Here is a 19,076-nt window from a genome sequence, read left to right as displayed (position 1 = left end):
GCAGCGACAAAGGTATACTTTGCAACCTAGATCTATCTATTACTAACTACGGGAGTAATTACCCCCCATGATGCAAGAAATCATGCAATTTATTAGCCGACATCCAATACTCAGTCTGGCTTGGATCGCTTTGTTGATTGCTGTAATTATCTTAACCTTTAAGGGTTTGTTGGCTAAAACAAAAAATATCACCCGTGCCCAAGCGATACAATTAATTAATAAAGAAGAAGCGATCAGTATTGATTTACGTTCCCGTGACGATTTTCGTAAAGGACACATTATTGATTCAATTAACCTGACTCCATCAGAAATTAAAGACAATAATATCGTAGAATTGGAAAAACATAAGCAAAAACCCATTATTGTTGTCTCAGCAAATGGCATGGAAGCATCTAAACCAGCTGAACAACTGGTGCAATATGGTTTTGAACGTGTCTTTATTCTAAAAGAAGGAATTACCGGCTGGTCTAGCGAAAATTTACCTCTAGCCCGCGGCAAAAAGTAATTCATCGGACACATCAGAAATTATGTTTATACAATTCAATATCATAAGGAAATTTAAAAGGTAATTAACATTATGTCAGAACAAAGTCATGAAGAGATAGTATTTCAGATCCAACGAATTTATACTAAAGATATCTCATTTGAAACACCAAGTGCCCCCAATATTTTTCAGCAAGAGTGTCAACCAGAAGTCAAATTAGATTTAGACACCTCGCCTAGTGAATTAGCTGAACATGTTTATGAAGTTATCTTACGGGTCACGGTCACCGCCAGCGTCGCTGAAGAAACCGCTTTCCTGTGCGAAGTGCAACAAGCTGGCATTTTCTCTATTGATGGTATCGAAGAAAGCCAAATGGCTCATTGTTTAGGCGCTTATTGCCCAAATATTTTATTTCCCTATGCGCGTGAATGTATTACCAATTTAGTTAGCCGTGGAACTTTTCCTCAACTAAACTTAGCGCCTGTTAACTTTGATGCATTGTTTATGAACTATCTACAACAACAGCATACTGCCCAAACTAAAAATTCGGCAGATCATCAGGAAGCTTAATGAACACTGTTTCGATGACAGTTATCGGTGCCGGCTCTTATGGCACCGCATTAGCCATTACACTTGCCCGTAATGGCCACCGCGTTTTGCTTTGGGGACATAATCCTCAGCACATTAAAAAATTACAGCAAGAGCGCTGTAACCAAGCATTTCTACCCGACGTTCCATTCCCAGACAATTTGTTACCTGAAGTTTCCCTGAAGACGGCAATAACTGCAAGCCACAATATATTGATCGTCGTTCCAAGCCATGCATTTAATCAAGTTTTGCAAAATATCCAACCTTACTTAACGCAACACTCACGCATTATTTGGGCAACAAAAGGGCTCGAACACGGGACTGGACGCCTGTTACAAGACGTTGCCCGCGAAACGCTCGGAAATAAAATTCAGCTAGCTGTTCTTTCCGGCCCAACTTTTGCCAAAGAACTGGCTACCGGCTTACCGACAGCTATTGTGGTAGCCGCTTCTAATGTAGAATTTAGTGAAGAGCTACAGCAACTTTTCCATTGCGGTAAGAGTTTTCGAGTTTATAAAAATCCAGATATGATCGGTGTGCAGTTAGGTGGTGCGGTCAAAAATGTCATTGCGATTGGTGCAGGCATGTCCGATGGTATGGGATTTGGCGCCAATGCTCGCACAGCGTTGATCACCCGAGGATTAGCTGAAATCAGCCGCTTAGGCATCGCTATGGTTGCTCAACCCTCTACATTTATGGGAATGGCTGGCTTAGGTGATTTGGTTTTGACATGTACCGACAATCAATCACGTAATCGTCGCTTTGGCATGTTGCTCGGCCAAGGCATGCAGACTAAAGAAGCTGAAAAGCAGATTGGTCAGGTGGTTGAAGGTTACTTAAATACCAAAGAAGTCCGTGCATTAGCGCAACGTGTTGGTGTAGAAATGCCAATTACCGAGCAAATCTATCAGGTTCTGTACGGTAATAAAAATGTACTCGAAGCGGCAAATACATTGCTTAGCCGCGCAACCAAAGACGAAACTAATGATACACATGCTTCTTGATCATTAAAAATAGTAGAGTGTGAATATGTCTCGACAGCAACTTGAGGAAATTTGGACGATAATAAAGCAAGAGGGTGAAATTTTAGCCAATTGTGAATCAATATTAACCAGCTTTTTTCATGCGACATTACTTAAGCATGATAATCTTGGTAATGCGTTCAGTTATATCCTGGCAAACAATTTAGCTACCCCGATTATGCCAGCGATTGCCATTCGAGAGATTATTCAAGATGCTTATAAAAACGATAAACAAATGATAGCTTATGCCGCTCGTGATCTAAAAACCATCGTGCAACGTGATCCGGTAGTCGACAAATATTCAATCCAGTTATTATATCTAAAGGACTTTCATGCTTTACAGGCTTATCATATCGGCCACTGGTTATGGAAAGTGGATCGCACGACATTAGCAACTTATCTGCAAAACCAAATATCTGTCTCTTTTGGGGTTGATATTCATCCCGCGGCTAGTATTGGCTACGGTATTATGCTTGATCATGCAACAGGTATCGTTATAGGCGAAACCGCGGTAGTTGAAAATGACGTTTCGATATTGCAATCAGTCACCCTTGGTAGAACCGGCAAAACAGGTGAAGATCGTCACCCTAAAGTTCGTGAAGGGGTGATGATCGGGGCGGGAGCAAAAATTTTAGGCAATATAGAAATTGGCAAGGGCGCTAAAATTGGCTCGGGTTCAGTAGTGCTACACCCTGTACCACCTCATACTACCGTGGCAGGAGTACCAGCGCACAAAGTGGGAACACCAAACAGTAAAAAACCTTCACTAGATATGGATCAAAACTTTAGCAACTCAATCCATGGTTTTGGTGAAGGTATCTAACCATGCCATCAACCTGTGGTGAATAAAATTACTCACGCAACAGTGCACCGGAGTAATCCAACTGGCGCCATGCTTCAAATACCACCACTGCAACGGAATTGGACAAATTATACTGCGGCTATCTGCTAACATTGGGATACGGATCTTTTGACTGATTGGTAGCCCATCAAGAACATATGCAGGTAAACCGCGTGTCTCCGGCCCAAACATTAAATAATCTCCCGGCCGATATGCCACACTACTATGGCTTGGCGTTCCTTTGGTTGTCAAAGCAAACAAACGGTTAACAGATGCAGTCTGACAATACGCTTTGGACAAAGCAATACTAGTTAGAAAAGCAAAATAATCATGATGACGATGACGCTTTTAATATTGGCAAACTCATGATAATCCAACTGTACCCGCCGTAACCATTTATTGTCCCAGGTAAAACCCAATGGTTCAATGAGATGTAACTGACAGCCGGTATTTGGTGGAATTTCAGCTCAAATAAAACGATGTTTAACTAACATACAGCCCTTAATAATAAGTGCTGTATTCTAACACAATCATTGTCCCTGTTAACGATTTCAATTGCGACCGATCAAGCAAACAGAATTTTTTATTAATCTAATGATTTTTTAAACTCAAACTGAACAGTATTTTCTATCCCCTTAGCCAAGGTTACCGGCGGTTCAAAGCTCGTTTCCAGCGATGGCATTAGATTTAAATTGAGGGCGCGCACAGAATTTTTTAACTCGAATACTGCTTATAGGAAAATTTTTACCCTTTATTTTAGCAAGCAAATCAAAACAATAACCCGCCAAAAGGCCGAACGAATAAGGAATTTGAAGATTGGATTTCTGTTTTTGCAATGCCAGACAAATAATTTCTGTTAACTGATCCATGGTGAAATCTGGTTTATCAACATAATTAAAGATATGACGGCCGGCTTTTAATTTAGTAACAAAATATAAAAAGGCAGCAATATTTTCCACATACGCCATCGATTTCTGATTATTACCAAAACCAATCATCAAAAACTGCCCGGCAGCAATTTGTCTAAATAGGTTATAAACATTACCGTGATTAGCCTCACCGAAAACCACAGTCGGGCGAATAGTCACTAATGTCCGTTGGCTATCTTTTGCATGCCAGTCATCATAGACACGCTCCGCCGCCAACTTCGATTTATCATAGTCATTAAAAGGCTAAAATTTACCATCTTCAGCAGTTTCCTGCTCAACAAAACCATAAATCGCCACTGAAGAAGTAAAAATAATCTGTTTAATATTTAACTGCTCAGCAACCTGACAAACATTTTTCGCACCATCCACATTAACTTCATAATAAAGACTGATAGGATGAAAATTATCCTGATGTTGTGCCGCCAGATTAATAATAATGGAAGCGTCTTTTAATGGCCCAATTAGCGTTTCTGTTTTGGTAACATCACCAAATAGCCAGTTGTCTGGATGTGCTTGGCTTTTATTAATATCAACGATTTTAAACTCAATTTGTTGTGCTTTTAATTGATTAGCAAGACGGGTACCAATAAAACCGGAGCCACACCGAGGATTGTTAGCACAAATATCCTTCTACTTTCTTAATCTTTTATATATTTTGGACAAAATAAAGGTTGGTAGTAGTCTTTACTATAAGAAGCCTAATTTTCATAAAAAACATAACTTCTAGTTGTTAAGCATATCAATATAATTCTAAGTAGTTATAAAGCCAATATCGTTGAAAACATCAATTAATGCGATGACAAAACTTTTTAGTTAAAGCAATTAACGTCCATGAAGCGGTAACCATAATTGCAATCTTAGTCCGCCTAATGGGCTATCAGAAGCTTTTACCCACCCTTTATGGTGAAAAACCGCTGTTTCGACAATAGCTAGTCCTAAACCTGTGCCGCCTGATTGCCTATCTCGCGCTTCATCAGTTCGATAAAATGGTCGAAAGATTTTTTCCCGATCTTCCTTTGATACGCCTGGGCCATCATCATCTACCGTGATCAAAATACCTTGATTTTCTTCTTTAAATGCAACTTCAATACGATTATGGGAATAACGTAAGGCATTACGAACAATATTTTCTAACGCGCTACCCAATGCTGGATGGTTACAATAAATTGTCCAAGTACCAGGAGAAGCCGTTACATTAAGTGTTTTATTCATCTGCTCAGCTTCAAACGTGGCATTGTCCAAAATATCATTCCAAAGATCGGTAACTTTAATATTTTGTCTCAATATTTCATTCTTATGTTGGCTATGAGACAGTACCAACAAATCATTAATCATACCATCAAGGCGCAATGTTTCAGTTTCAATCCGTTCTAATTCTTTGCTCTCCCCATGTCGGCGACGTAATAATGCTGTCGCTAATTGAAGACGCGTTAACGGAGTGCGTAACTCATGGGAAATATCAGAAATCATCCGTTGTTGCGCACTAACCATTCCTTCTAGCGCACTAATCATCTGATTAAAGCTGTTTCCTACCGCCAAAAACTCCTGCGGGCCAGATTCCAATTCAGGGTGTTGACGTAAATTACCATTAGCAACATCATCTGCTGCCATTTTCAATTTTCTGGCAGGTTTTGCTAAACTCCATGCTAACCATAATAATAAGGGGGCACTAATTAGCATTGTTGCAACTAACAACAAAAAAGGCCTATCAAAAAGCAAGCTAATAAAATCAGATTGTGGACTACTGGCTGGACGAACCAAATAAAGTTGGTAATGATCTTCCTCATCACGAATAGAAAATGGCCCTAACATTTCCACTCGACCATATTTTTTCTTTTTTGGCTGAGCTGCATTATCTGATTGCCCAATAAAATTACGAATTACCTGCATTTCATTAGGCATAGAGCCAATAACCCGTCCTTCACTGGTTACCATGATAAGATGCTGATCTGGCGGAGCCCACTTTTGAATAGCGTTAGAAAGCCGGCGCCACCACATAAGATCATTAATTGGATCGCCAGCTAATTCAGCTTCTATGTGCTGTTCTAACATAAGACCTTGACGGTACTCGCTTTCCAACAGCGGTGTAATTTGCCTTGAATCAAGCTTTGGTACCATCAATACCAACATCAATACTAAAGCCAGTGTAAACCAAAAAATGGCAAATATCCTGGCTGTCAAACTATTTATCATGTTGCTGAAACCATCAAATACCCTCGTCCACGTAAGGTTTTAAACCAAGGCAATCTATCTGTCCTCTCAGGTAATTTACGCCGCAAATTTGAGATATGCATGTCAATAGCACGATCGAACGGGGTTAAACGTTTCCCTAAAACTTCTTGGCTAAGATGTTCACGAGACACAACCTGACCAAGATGTTGTGCTAATAAATAAAGTAAAGTGAATTCTGTTCCAGTAAGATCGAGCACCTTGCCATTAAAACTCGCTTCTTGTCGTCCTGGGTTTAACTGTAAACCATCTACCTGACAAATTGACGAATTAAGGTTATCCTGACTTTGCTCACTCCAATTTGAACGTCTCAGTAAGGCTCGTATACGTGCAACTAATTCACGATCATTAAATGGTTTAGGTAAATAATCATCTGCACCTAATTCCAAACCAAGAACACGATCCAAATCACTGCCACGAGCGGTTAACATAATCACCGGAATTTGATATTGTCTACGTATCTCTTTTAATGTATCAATACCATTTTTCTTGGGCATCATGATATCAAGTAACAATAGATCAATTGTTGAATCGAGAAGCGTTAATGCTTGCTCGCCATCATAGGCGATGATCACACTAAAACCCTCCATTTCAAGTAATTCTTTTAACAGCGAAGTCAGTTCGCGGTCATCATCAACAAGTAAGATTTTATGCATTAGTCATATCCTCCAAGAGCAAAATACGACAAGAATCGCCGCGATGCCATGACTTTACGTTCTTTTACACGCTCTGACGCTAGTTTTCAACCACACGGATATAGTTAGTACAATATTAACATTTTTATTCAAAGAGGGTGGGAGTAAATTATTAATGCGTCACTGGTCAATGATAACTTTTACATCATCGCTATTTATTGTTGGCTCAACAGCGGCTTTAGCGGAAGCAGCAGATGTTAGTATAGCAACATCACAATCTGCCGAAAAAATACCGGCTGTAAAATATGATAGCCATATTTCTAAGCGTAACATAACAAGAGATAGACTATGCAATCCCTATGATATATTTATCCCCTTAATGAAAGGTATTACATTAAGCGAAAGACAACGCCAGCAAATGCGTGACTTGATGGCTTCACAACGACAACAAAGCTTTAAAAATAGAGTTTCGCGACAAGAACGTGAAATTTTACATAATTTGATGACAGCAGATATTTTTGATGATGTTGCTTTTCGCGTAGCAGCAGAAAAACTGGCACAAGACATTGTTGAACAACAAGTTGAAATAGCTCGCATATATAACCAATTTTACAAATTATTAACGCACGAGCAAAAAATGATACTGGAGAAGCAACATCAAAAACAGCTATCACGGGCAAGATATTAAATATTTCGTAATAAGCCTAGTAATAAGTAGCAAGTAATCATTGAAGTTTTTCCTTGTCATAGACACCATCCCTGTCTTTGTTGCCCTCCTTTATAGAGGGCTTTTTTCTATATTAAAAAAACTAATTTTTAGATTTAATAATTAAAAATTCTATTGTTAATTATAAACTAAACAAAATTCTTCTGGTAAGAATCCAAGAAAAATGACTTCTTACTATCAAATATAATTATTCAATCTTCATTATGAGTAAATTTATCATAATATATTTTATCCATTCAAATTTATAATAATAAATATAGTAATAAAGGTTAACATTTAAAATATAATCATTAATTGAATTAATATTTTATTAATTTAACCATTAGCATGATATATTAATTTTTTATTTTTATAGTTTATATGAAGATTTTCATAAAAAAGCATAATCAATAAATTAATTATAAATAAGTTAACTTGAAAAAATAAAAAGATGCCTTATTGTTAAAATATTTTCAATATACTATGTTAAGTAAATTTATTGTTTAGTTAAACATAGTTTTAATAATAAGACACTGTCTTTAGGATAAATTCCATATGCGATTAAAAATAAATTTTATAACAGCCATTATATTCTCTGGCTTTTCATTAAAAATATATTCAACAGAAAACAATCAATCCATTGAATCTCAAAGTCAAACAAAATAACCATAACCTATAATAAAGTTGATATATCAAATAATTATACCAATGCAGAAGCTATATCACAATTAATAAAAACGATAATAATAAAAAAGTTAATACTAATATTGAAAATAATATTGATATAATCACTAATACATCATTAGGAGGAATAAAAACAGATGAAGGCTTTACTCTAAAATCCAATAGAAATGTTTCTATAAAAAATGTCTCAAATAAATCTACTTTAGAATCAACAAAAAATAGTAAAATTGATATAAACGGAAATTTAAGTATCAATTCAAATAATGGAACATCCATTGTTGCTAATCAAGAAGGAGCTATTATTAACTTAAATGATGATGCAAATATAAAATCAAAATCAAAAAAGCAAGTGTTATTTAATCTAATACACTTAGCAATGAAAAAACAAGTATTAATCTTAATGGCAACTCAATAATTGAAGTAAATGGGGATGAGTCTGATGGTATTTTCGTTCAAAGAGGAGTAAATTTAATATCAACAAAAAATATCAAAATAATAATTAATGGCGCTGAATCAAAGCAGTGCATGCAGATAATATTAATAAACCAGAAGAAAATAAAATATCTTTTAACAATATTAATATTACACTCAATTGGAAAAATCTAATGGATTAAAATCAAAGAAAAAATAAATTATAAATATTAGTGGATTAGCTACCATGAAATCAAATAAAGATGACTCCTGCCGCCATCTCTAGTGAACGTAAAGAATCCAGAATTTTTATTAATAAAGTAGATATAAAAATATCTGGTGATGATTAAAATACAATTGTAGGAACAAAAAATTATAATCAGAAAGCAGAATATAATATAAAAATAAATAATGGAAAAATAATATCAACAGGAAACAACAGTAATATCATTCATGGTCATGGAACAAATATTTTTATTGAAAATAGTAAGTTAAGTTATAAAAATGGAAATGTAATTTCTTTAGATAGTTCAAGTTATATTAATATAAGCAAATCAACTATTAACGCAAAAAATGCAGTTGTTGATATCATGGTGGAGAATGAAGGTAATATAAGTAATGTTATTCTAAAAAATGTTAAGTAGGAAAATACAAATCAAGATATAAACCTTATAAATGTAAAAGGTAATTCAGAACTACAGTTAACATTAACTATGTGGTACTCAAGTTTCTGCTGGTGCATTAAAAAAAATACAGCAACAACGAATATAACAATGAATAATAATTCACAATGGAATTTGACCAAAGTCTCTAAAATATCAAATTTAGATTCAGATAATAGCCAGGTAAATTTCGCTCCTCCGACAGAAAAAATTCTTGACATTAGATATTGATAAAAATTTAACATCAAAAAATGGTAAATTTGTTATGAATACTACCTTAAATAATGATTTATCACCCACAGATAAATTAATTATAAAAGGTAATACTTTAGGAACAGCAAGAGTAATAATTAATAATATTAATGGGAAAGGCGAATCGACAGTTAATGGTATTGAATTAATAAAAGTTAATGGTAATTCATCAGGAGAATTTAAATTAGCCAACCGTACTGTAGCTGGAGCATATGATTATGCTTTACAAAGAGGCGGGCACACAAAAACCACTTCAAATAAAAATTGGTACCTCACAAACGTTTTAATCAAAACAAGAGAAAAGTCACCACATCAATTCAATCCAACTGAAAATGAAATAGAGTTAACAACCCCTATTTATCGACCTAAATTTGGAAGCTATATCAAAAATCTTCAAGCCGCCAATATACTATTTCATATGACATTACATGATCGTCTGGGTGAAACACGTTATACAGATGCGCTAACAATGGAACATAAAGTTACCTCTATGTGGATACGTGGAGTTATTGGAAGAAACCACGCCAGAATGGGTGATGATCAACTAAGAAGTCAGGCAAATCGTTCTGTAATTCAAATTGGTGGTGATTTAGCACGGTGGTCAGCAAATGAATGTAACCGCTATCATTTAGGTGGAATAGTAGGATACGCCAATCACCGCAGTGATACTGTCTCAAACATTATTGACAGTGGCTCAATAAGTAGAACAGTTGGTTATAGTGCAGGATTATATGGCACTTGGTATTCAAATCAGCCAGATCAAACTGGATTATATGTAAATTCATGGGCACTATATAACTGGTTTGATAATGAAATCCATGGTGATTTTCAGCATAATGAAAAATATAAATCTCGCGGTGCAACCATTTCAGCTGAATCTGGTTATACATTTAAAATTTACCAATACCTTTCCCAAAACAATTTATTGAATAAATTCCATATACAACCTCAAGCTCAAATAACCTGGATGGGAGTAAAAGCCAAAACACACATAGATAAAAATGGTACCAAAATAGATAGACTCGGCTTGGTATTCTGGTTTATCTTAAAGGAAAGAGTATCACAGACAAAGACAAAAATCGGAAATTTGAACCTTTCATTGAAACCAATTGGCTTCATAACAGTAAAAAATATGGTGCTAGTATAGACACTATACCAATTAGGATTGATAGTAGCCGTCATATATTTGAATTGAAATTGGGTATAGAAGCAAAAATCAATAATAATTTGAATCTACGGGGAAATTTTTCTCAACGGCTAAGTAATAAAGAATATAGCGATACACAAGCTATATTAGGAGTTAAATATCTTTTCTAATCCCTTTAATTATTTAATTAATATGTTTAAATTATTTTACAAAAACAAAATAGTTTATTTTAATCTAGTAAATACTCTTTATAACAAAATATCTGCTAATAAATATTTAAATGCACTTTAATTATAAAATAAAAACAAAGTTAATTTAGTCAGTAAAAATTTATTTTTTACAATAGTAATAACCAAATTTTTAACATCAAGTATAATCTAAAACATTATTCTTTATTACTTATTTATAAGTATACTTTTACAAGTACAAATTAACCCTAAATTTGATAAAATCTCTATATCCATTGTCATTATTATGTTTTTTGAACTTTAGTGACACAATATAAAAATACCACATAAAAAGCTCAGAAACCAACTACAAAATCGTATAAAATCTAGTAAATAAATCAAGTTACAGCGATAAGTATAAGGCTAGGATTAGTACTTAATTGTAATATATTTTATGCAATCGGCTCCAATAATAGCCGTAATGACTTTTATTTACCAGGGGAGCTGTATTTTTAATGAGTTTTTATCGCAACATCATAAGATTAACTTTAATCAATTTACTTATTGTATCCACGGTGGCATACGCCAATATTTTCCCCGAACGACAAAAAAATATAGATCGCGGGCTCGAAAAATTGGGGGGAGCAAACCGTTTTGATGAAACTAAAACTATCAACTGGGGATTATTGCCAGGTCCTTTTTATACACCAGAAATGAGGGCTGGCGTTGGTATCGCATTAGTAGGTTTATATCGTATTGATAAAAATAATAAAATTAGTCAACCTTCATCATTGAGTCTAAGTGGATTTGCTTCAGCAACTGGCGCTTTCGGGCTAAATTTTAATAATTATAATTTCTTATCTGCGGAACAATGGCGTTTATTTATTTCTGGTACTGTAAATAATATTCCCACCTATTATTGGGGAAAAGGTTATTCTGCCGGTAAAAATTACTACAACAAAGTGGAATATAAATCCCAAGAATTTTCTATCAAACCAAGAGTACTTTATCACATAATTGATAACACTTATATAGAGCTAGATTGGGATTTTTCATTACTCAATGCTAGTGATTTAAATAATCGTGGCAAAAATTATTTTGCTAAATCAGTTGGTGGTAGTTCTTATACGTAGTTTTGGGATCAGTGCCCACTTTAATTATGATTTACGTAATTTCTTACCTAATGCCCGACATGGTCAAGCCCTTGAAGTTATTTATAGCTATTTTTCGCCAGAGCTCGCTAGCGACAATCGCTTTCAAAGCACACAATTACAATACTCTGTCTACTACACACTATCAGAAAATAGTGTTTTAGCCGTTGATAATTATGCCAGTTTCAGTTCCTTGGGATCATTTTTCTTTGTTGGGTAATACAAATCAAATGAGAGGTTATTATGAAGGTCGTTATCGTGATAATAACGTTTTTACTACCCAATTAGAGTATCGTCGAAAGTTGGATTGGCGCCATGGTGTCGTTGGTTGGATAGGTGCAGGAACACTTAGTGATTCACCATCAAAACTAGGCTATAATCATTGGTTACCGACTATTGGCGTAGGCTATCGATTCGAATTTAAACCGAGAATGAATATTCGATTAGATTTTGGTATTGGCCGCAATAGCACCGGCTTTTATTTTCAAGTAGGTTAGGCATTTTGAGCAGCAAAAATTTGTTATTTATAGTAATAAAATAGCCATTAGGTGGAAGGAAATGAAACTAATAATACTAATGGAATTAATTTTTAAATCTATTTATTGCCAAACTATTTTGAACTAACATAATAACCAATTTTTCAGTTAACTATTGGTTCACTCGAAAGATCTACATCAAGGCAACGCAATATATCGGTAAATAAATTCGATCGACAAAAAGATGATATTTCACTAAAAACAATAACAGTGAAAATTATATAAGCATATTAATTGTTAAAATAAAATAGACTTAATTAACTATTTTCAATCTCAAAAGTGAATAGCATAAATATTGTTAAAATTTTTCATCATTTAATTAAGAATTTTTTCATAAATTAATCTCCCCATTTATCCATATCCTAAATTATTAAAATGCAGGTGATCAATATAAATATTATCGTGAAGTTTAGGTGATAGTCTCATCAAAAAATTCATATCATAGTATGGTATATTATCTTTTTGACAACCCGCTTCAAGCTGTGAAGAATACTTTTTATGTAAGTCTAAGGCACATAAATGATCAAATAATTGCCAAAACTTATTCCCACAAGCGTTCATTGTGTAAAACATCTCTTATTCATCTTTATGAAACCGCTCTTTACTCCATCGAGAGAGCGGCTGCAAGATATAATACACTTTGGTATCATGCTTTTGGCTAACTGTTTTATCTGAACTGCTGATTCAACAGTCATTTTAACTGCTCGATTGAGACGCTCCTTAATATCTATATATGTATCAGTAAATACCTTTTCCATTGGATTTTGTGCAAGATCATCAAGCCAATTATTTAATCTTTCAGCAAGCTTTGGGATAAATTTTTTTGCAGCACTATTATTACATGGTGGATTAGAATTTATTCCATACGCTAAACCTTCATTATATTTATTCATATAATGAGCTAATCCGTAAGAATAATAATATTTACCATATTCTGTGGTAAAATCGTCGGGTAGCCCCTCAAAGGTCAGTGTGCTAAGGCCACTTAATATAATAATATTTTTTATTTTTTTAAACCTATGCTGATTCAGCATAAAAAGAATTGCTTCTTGCACACAATTATATCCACTACCACCAAAATTAAGCCATATTTCTCCAGTCAACTTAGAAAGTATAGAAGAAATTGTATATGCATCCAAAGTAGCACCTGTTCCCATGGCAGTCAAACCACCAATAACAATGTTAACTAATTCATCGGTTGGAAAATTAGCAGGTGAAACCCAACCCGAAAATGATTTACTCATTCGGAAGCCCATTTCATTAGTATTAATCACGGCTGAACGATAATTCTTTTGGTGAAAAAACATAGTATAAGGAAGCCAGCGAACACTTAAATACATAAATTCATCATATTCACGAAGTTGTGGTGTCAGCTCATAACATCTTTTCACAGCTTCCTGACGGGTCATTTGTTTATATCTCATTATTTATCCCCTAAAATTTCATGAAAACATGTAATTTAATATCTTGTAACAAACAATTATCCCACTCTAAATAATTTTTAGAACTTTCACTGTATACAACGATAAGTGCTATATTTTGCTCCATTCTAGAAATAAATAAATTAATGGCTACTTCATGGCGGTTAATAAACACTAATGTAATAAAATAATTATACTTTCTAAGTAATGCGCGATATTTATCTTTTATTTATACCGCGAAGTATCAATACTATAAAAACATTTCTCAACAGAATAAAATGAATTTAATTCCTGAAACGATGCAATAACTTGTATGGCATTCGAAATCTGCTTAGCAAAAAGATTTATATCAACAAAAATTTAATATTATCGCGGTTTTAGTTAATAGTAAATTAGGTTGGAATTAAAAATTTATGGTGTCAATAGTTTCTGAATGCGGCCAAATAAAGAACATAACAATATGATAAATAAAAAATAATATTCAAAAAAATTGAATCCTAAATTTTATAGTGATTTTTTTCTTTACATTTAAACATCACCATTGGTGATAATATATACGCAACAAAAATCCCACTACATAAAACAATACCAAAACTACTAATTGTTAAGCTATTACTAAAAATTAGTACACTTAACATCAAAAGTGTTGTTATCATAATTAGCGTAATAGTAAATAAAGAGTTAAGTGGTTCATTATTAGCGTTACTCAAAAAAATGTATAATTAACACAAATACCCAGCACTAAAACCAAAGCTAATAACGAAAAAATATTTAGACAGTGCCCAGTAAACGCAAGCATGGCAAGGCTACTGATTAATGACAATATTGAAGGTAATAAACTAATCATCCCATGACATAGACATAGGCCCAATTTAGCTATCATACAGGCAGCAATCACTCCAAGTGCCGCGAATAGCAATCCCGCAATAATCATACAATATAGTGTAAATACTTCACTAAATACTATACTACCCCTGGAAGCGCTTCTGCTAATGCTGAAGGTGCAACACTATTTTTGACGCCATCTACCGGAATCAAAATACCATTTCTACCATCCGCCAAAGTTATCCATATCAAACACCAACTGTCACTGACTGAATTTTCAGCATTTTACTCAATTTTATTTAGCACTACAGTCATCTTTAATTTTTCTAACATATTAACTGTATAATGACTGGCTTGGTCTTCTATTATAGTAAGATCTCGAATAAAGGCCGTATCGGGATATTGATTTTGTTCTGAATCAAACGGAATAAGATTATAATTTGTCAACCAACCACGTTTTTTCGCTATATTAAGTTTCATAATAAAAGCTTTAAGACGCTTAAATGTTCCTTTAGAATTATCACCATAGATTACAAACCATTTTTGATCATTATTGTTACTGGTTAAACTTATGATAACTTCCTGAGATAAAATTACTGAGGGCAATACCTGAAGCAAAGATGCATCATCATTAATTTTAAACATTGCCAATCCACTTAATGACACTACACCCACAAAAGTGGTAATCCAATACGTAACATTTTGTATCGTTGCCAAGCTCTAAACCAGAGCGACATGAAAGTCTTAGCTAGTATTATTCTTACTGGTATGCCACGACTTAACCATGGAAACCAAAAAACAACCGTTAAATATGAGCCAATAAAACTTGCCGCAGAAAAAAATACTATTTAGCAAATTTCAGGAAATGGCGTAAACATCATAATAATATAAGCAGTTATAGTAGTAATAAGTACTAATAATCATGTCGCTTGTATTTTTTAAAGACTTTGCCAAGGATCTGTTTTATAGCTATAAAGCATCCGTTATGTAAGATAGTAAAGGGGATAGTTTACAGATAGTCCTATAATGCTTATATTCATTACTAACGTAATCAAATATAATTCACCAAAAACGAATAACGTAGTAATACTAGCAACTAGCACACCAATACCAACTGATAAAAAACAAAGTAATAATGATTGAAGAGAACGAAAAACAATCAATATTAGTGACCCCATACCTAGTACGGCAATAGTGCCAAAAATAAAAATATCCTGTTCTATCTGCTGGTTCTTATAATCACTATACAGCATAGTACCACGTGATAAAATTTGTATCTGAGGATAATCAACCGTAAATTGTTTCGCTTGTGCTTCTAAATTTGTTACTAACTGATCAATCTTATGCATACTAAAAGATGAATCTATCAGCTCTCCATAAATCAGATACCAATATTGCCCGTGATAATCTTGTATTATAATCCAGCCATTTTGTAGACATAATTGACTAGTATTTTGTGCTAACTTTTGCCACGTATTAGGCATAAGTATTGGGGGATCAATGATAGAATTTTTGTTATTATCAGAAAAAACGTCATAAATTTGAGACATTATCCACTGAGCATGCGCATTATTATGATTTTTAAATACTCGTTCCCCAGGAAGTTGTTCACCTTCACGACAATCAGAAAGAACGCTTTCTTCTAATTGTTTCCGCCGTTCAATATCAATTGGGCCTTTAACATAACTAATACCGGGTTCAAGACGCAGCGATGCTAACCAATGTTCTGCAGCAGATGGATCTGGCTGTTTGCTCGGACTTATCAACCACATTAGATGTCACTCGAACGGCTGCATAAAATCATTGTCAAGCGAGGCGGTGAAATCGTTTAATTTTTTTGCGGTAACCATGTTGAAATATTGGCGCTAAATCGTACATTAGGTAGCAATGCTAATAATACTATTAACAACAAACAAATAAAAAACCATATCACTGCACCACAGTGCAAAAATTTATTAGGCAGAAATGGGTTATTCATCATTAATCAATGTAAAAAACATTCATCGATATTACCCAACAGCAATATTAATCTAATAATTTTGTTTATCATCTAAAAGAAAAACATTTAGATAAAATAAATTTTCAAAATAATTAATCTGGATGACATTATTTAATAATTTATTTATCAAGAAAAAATATAATAAAAATTTAAGTTCAAATATCGATAAACAAGTTTTCATTACGATGAGAAAACAGCAAAAAACGCTCACAAAATCACTCCCTGACACTAAAACAAAAATATTCTTGCTATGCTTTCCATTAACCCTACTTTAATTTACCAGCGTAAAGCTACTTGCCCCCGCTTGAGTAAAAAACGAGCAATCATATAACTACTCTATCCTATAGAAGTAAGTAAAATTGTAAAATTACCCTATCAAAAATCTATTAATAGTGTAAAGAAATATAAACTCCATAAATGAATATTTAGTTTTTTATTCTGAAAAAAATTTTATTTTTAATAAAAAAAATAAAAATAATATTCTATATTTTTATACTTAATTAAACAAAAAGGGATTACTTTATACTCACCAATAGTAAAAAAGAATTAGCATATTTTTTGTACTTAATAAAAATTTGTTGCTTATATTTATTAGTTATACTAATGATTTAATAGTGGCGACAATGTTGATTACAACAATTACCCCTCTGCTACCTTATCAAGTTAATGTGGCGATTATGGTTTTAGTAAAGATCACCAAAATCAATAATGAACATTAATCATTTAATATCGTTATATTTACCCAACTTCTAAATACCTCACAATAAATTTTCATAGTAATATTAATTGCTCTTTGTTCAGTAACAATCAGGATTTTCTTTCATCTAATACTGGTAAAATTATCTTGCTGCTGCCTATTAAACTAAAGCGTGTTGCCGCGAATTAAAAACATAACGCGTCTCAGGTATTCTTTTATGCTAAATTTTGACTTACAAATAATGAACGTGTGGATATCATGTTTCCTACCATCAAAAAACAAATGAGAAAAAAACTCATCATCATAGCCGTTAGCCTAACTATCGCAACGCCCCTATCAGCCTTAGCTAAAGAGCCTAAAAACTTCATTATACCAGTGCAGGTGATTTCGAATCGGTATCAGCTATCTTAGCGCGTAGCGACATTCACGGCGGACAAATTCTTTACAATTGGCATTTGCTCGAACCCGAGAAGGACAAATACGATTTCTCGAAAATTGAAAAGGTCTGGTACACACCAAGCAAGCAAAAAATTATTTATCCAGATCCAAGATCGATTTTTCGAGCCGAACGCCTGATACGTTCCTGATTATCTGTTGAATGATCCGGTTTATAACGGTGGGCAGTCACCGCAATTTGACAATCCAGGGGAGGGGGACATTGTTGGCTCTGGTTGGGTAGCACGGCAATGGGATCCTGCGGTACGTCACCGTTATAAAGCTTTATTGGCTGTACTTGCTAAGCGTTTTGATGGCCAGGTATATGGAATAAACTTACCTGAAACCGCCATTGATTTGGATGAGAAAGCACAGCCTAAGGGATTTAGCTGTGATAATTACTTTGCCAGTGAAATAACAAATATCACACTTTGCACGAAAAGTGTTTACTAAATCATATGTAGTACAATATGTACATTTCTGGCCGTGCGAATGGAACAATGACCAAACTTATATGAGTCAATTATTCAAGTTCACCAGTGTTAATAACATTGGTCTCGGTGGGCCGGATATTATACCCAACAGTAAGGCACAAATGAAAAATTCATACCCATTTTTTAATAAATATAAAAATAAATTAACACTTTTTGCCATGGCCGGTGCAGGAGCCACAACCTTAACCTATATAAATAAAAAGACTGGTAAGCCATTCAGCAAAGACGAGTTTGTACAATTTGCTGAAAATTATCTCGGTACCGATATCATTTTTTGGAGTACAAAATCACTTTGGCTGGCTAAAAAAATAGCTAAAATCAACTGTAACGTGTAAGTTTTTTTAATCAAGTCGGTAACTAAAACACCTTTTCTGGTACAAGGTATTATAGATAATGTTACTGATTTTTCTTATCTGTTGCGGAAAATATTGCTTTACCAATGCGAGCAATGGCTTCATTACTTTGCGCTAAAGTTGCTTTTGTTCGTGTAATGTAGACAGAGACGATTAGCGGTTGGCGTTTTTCTGGCCAAACAAGACTAATAATCGATCTGGAGCCATAATCTCCTGTACCCGTTTTATCGGCAATTTTCCACTGTGCTGGCAGAACAGAACGGAATAACGCATTCGCAACTTTGTCATGTTCCATCCACTGCCTTAATTGCTGACATGATGAAGGCTGCAACGCATCACCAAGCACGAATTTTTAATGTTTTGCAATAGCCACCGGAGTTGTAGTATCTCGCTTATCAACCGGTATAG

Annotated in this window: 15 protein-coding genes and 3 pseudogenes; 10 read left to right on the top strand and 8 right to left on the bottom strand. The window is 34.1% G+C overall.

What is annotated here, in order from left to right; all coding sequences use genetic code 11:
* The first annotated feature begins 67 nt into the window (after positions 1–67).
* The 4 genes from ARADI_RS15435 to cysE all read left to right on the top strand — a co-directional run bounded on the left by ARADI_RS15435 (position 68) and on the right by cysE (position 2,917).
* Entirely contained in the window at positions 68–505 is a 438-nt protein-coding gene (locus ARADI_RS15435; protein WP_119712600.1) for a rhodanese-like domain-containing protein, read from the top strand.
* Positions 506–577: 72 nt separating this feature from the next.
* Positions 578–1,054, top strand: coding sequence for a protein-export chaperone SecB (gene secB / locus ARADI_RS15430; protein WP_119712599.1), 477 nt, complete (start codon positions 578–580; stop codon positions 1,052–1,054).
* Positions 1,054–2,076: an NAD(P)H-dependent glycerol-3-phosphate dehydrogenase gene (gene gpsA / locus ARADI_RS15425; RefSeq protein ID WP_119712598.1), complete on the top strand. Its 1,023-nt coding sequence runs from the start codon at positions 1,054–1,056 to the stop codon at positions 2,074–2,076. Before secB ends, gpsA begins: the two co-directional genes overlap by 1 nt.
* Positions 2,077–2,101: 25 nt before the next feature.
* A complete protein-coding gene (gene cysE, locus ARADI_RS15420; RefSeq protein WP_119712597.1) occupies positions 2,102–2,917 on the top strand; it encodes a serine O-acetyltransferase in 816 nt (271 codons plus the stop codon).
* A 28-nt stretch (positions 2,918–2,945) separates the two neighbouring features.
* On the opposite strand, the pseudogene ARADI_RS15415 reads toward cysE, so the two are convergent.
* From ARADI_RS15415 to cpxR, 4 genes and pseudogenes are all read right to left on the bottom strand, one after another.
* Positions 2,946–3,416, bottom strand: a pseudogene (locus ARADI_RS15415) (TrmH family RNA methyltransferase).
* 105 nt (positions 3,417–3,521) lie between these two features.
* Positions 3,522–4,488 (bottom strand): annotated as a pseudogene (locus tag ARADI_RS15410) (NAD-dependent epimerase/dehydratase family protein).
* A 198-nt stretch (positions 4,489–4,686) separates the two neighbouring features.
* Complete coding sequence (cpxA, locus tag ARADI_RS15405; protein ID WP_119712596.1) at positions 4,687–6,057, bottom strand: envelope stress sensor histidine kinase CpxA; 1,371 nt, start codon at positions 6,055–6,057, stop codon at positions 4,687–4,689.
* On the bottom strand, positions 6,054–6,749 hold the full coding sequence (gene cpxR / locus ARADI_RS15400) for an envelope stress response regulator transcription factor CpxR (protein ID WP_119712595.1): 696 nt from the start codon (positions 6,747–6,749) through the stop codon (positions 6,054–6,056). The genes cpxA and cpxR overlap by 4 nt, the downstream gene beginning before the upstream one ends.
* A gap of 154 nt (positions 6,750–6,903) precedes the next feature.
* On the opposite strand from cpxR, the gene ARADI_RS15395 reads away from it, so the two are divergent.
* The 4 genes and pseudogenes from ARADI_RS15395 (at position 6,904) to ARADI_RS15380 (ending at position 12,405) form a co-directional block, all read left to right on the top strand.
* Positions 6,904–7,416, top strand: coding sequence for a Spy/CpxP family protein refolding chaperone (locus tag ARADI_RS15395; protein WP_119712594.1), 513 nt, complete (start codon positions 6,904–6,906; stop codon positions 7,414–7,416).
* Between the two features lie 1,989 nt (positions 7,417–9,405).
* The gene (locus tag ARADI_RS15390; protein WP_182853308.1) at positions 9,406–10,590 is read left to right on the top strand and encodes an autotransporter outer membrane beta-barrel domain-containing protein; all 1,185 of its coding nucleotides are present in this window, start codon (positions 9,406–9,408) and stop codon (positions 10,588–10,590) included.
* Positions 10,476–10,760 (top strand): autotransporter outer membrane beta-barrel domain-containing protein, encoded by a 285-nt coding sequence (locus tag ARADI_RS21385; RefSeq protein WP_119712591.1) that lies wholly within the window; start codon positions 10,476–10,478, stop codon positions 10,758–10,760. Before ARADI_RS15390 ends, ARADI_RS21385 begins: the two co-directional genes overlap by 115 nt.
* Positions 10,761–11,272: 512 nt before the next feature.
* A pseudogene (locus ARADI_RS15380) lies at positions 11,273–12,405 on the top strand (BamA/TamA family outer membrane protein).
* A gap of 596 nt (positions 12,406–13,001) precedes the next feature.
* Here the strand turns inward: ARADI_RS15380 and ARADI_RS15375 are convergent.
* The 3 genes from ARADI_RS15375 to ARADI_RS15365 all read right to left on the bottom strand — a co-directional run bounded on the left by ARADI_RS15375 (position 13,002) and on the right by ARADI_RS15365 (position 16,462).
* On the bottom strand, positions 13,002–13,853 hold the full coding sequence (locus ARADI_RS15375) for a hypothetical protein (RefSeq protein ID WP_238149546.1): 852 nt from the start codon (positions 13,851–13,853) through the stop codon (positions 13,002–13,004).
* Between the two features lie 1,122 nt (positions 13,854–14,975).
* Complete coding sequence (locus tag ARADI_RS15370) at positions 14,976–15,407, bottom strand: hypothetical protein (RefSeq protein WP_119712588.1); 432 nt, start codon at positions 15,405–15,407, stop codon at positions 14,976–14,978.
* 266 nt (positions 15,408–15,673) lie between these two features.
* Positions 15,674–16,462, bottom strand: coding sequence for an MMPL family transporter (locus ARADI_RS15365; RefSeq protein WP_119712587.1), 789 nt, complete (start codon positions 16,460–16,462; stop codon positions 15,674–15,676).
* A 1,518-nt stretch (positions 16,463–17,980) separates the two neighbouring features.
* Between ARADI_RS15365 and ARADI_RS19085 the strand changes: the two genes are divergently transcribed.
* Positions 17,981–18,274 (top strand): hypothetical protein, encoded by a 294-nt coding sequence (locus ARADI_RS19085; protein ID WP_238149545.1) that lies wholly within the window; start codon positions 17,981–17,983, stop codon positions 18,272–18,274.
* A 61-nt stretch (positions 18,275–18,335) separates the two neighbouring features.
* Entirely contained in the window at positions 18,336–18,650 is a 315-nt protein-coding gene (locus ARADI_RS19080) for a Mammalian taste receptor protein (TAS2R) (protein ID WP_238149544.1), read from the top strand.
* Between the two features lie 61 nt (positions 18,651–18,711).
* Here ARADI_RS19080 and ARADI_RS19075 read toward each other — a convergent pair whose 3' ends face one another.
* Positions 18,712–18,999, bottom strand: coding sequence for a serine hydrolase (locus tag ARADI_RS19075; RefSeq protein ID WP_238149543.1), 288 nt, complete (start codon positions 18,997–18,999; stop codon positions 18,712–18,714).
* Positions 19,000–19,076 lie beyond the last annotated feature (77 nt).

This window comes from Arsenophonus endosymbiont of Aleurodicus floccissimus, assembly GCF_900343025.1.
GTDB lineage: Bacteria > Pseudomonadota > Gammaproteobacteria > Enterobacterales > Enterobacteriaceae > Arsenophonus.
The sequence above is the reverse complement of the archived record's forward strand: the minus strand, read 5'-3'. Positions and strand labels throughout refer to the sequence as shown.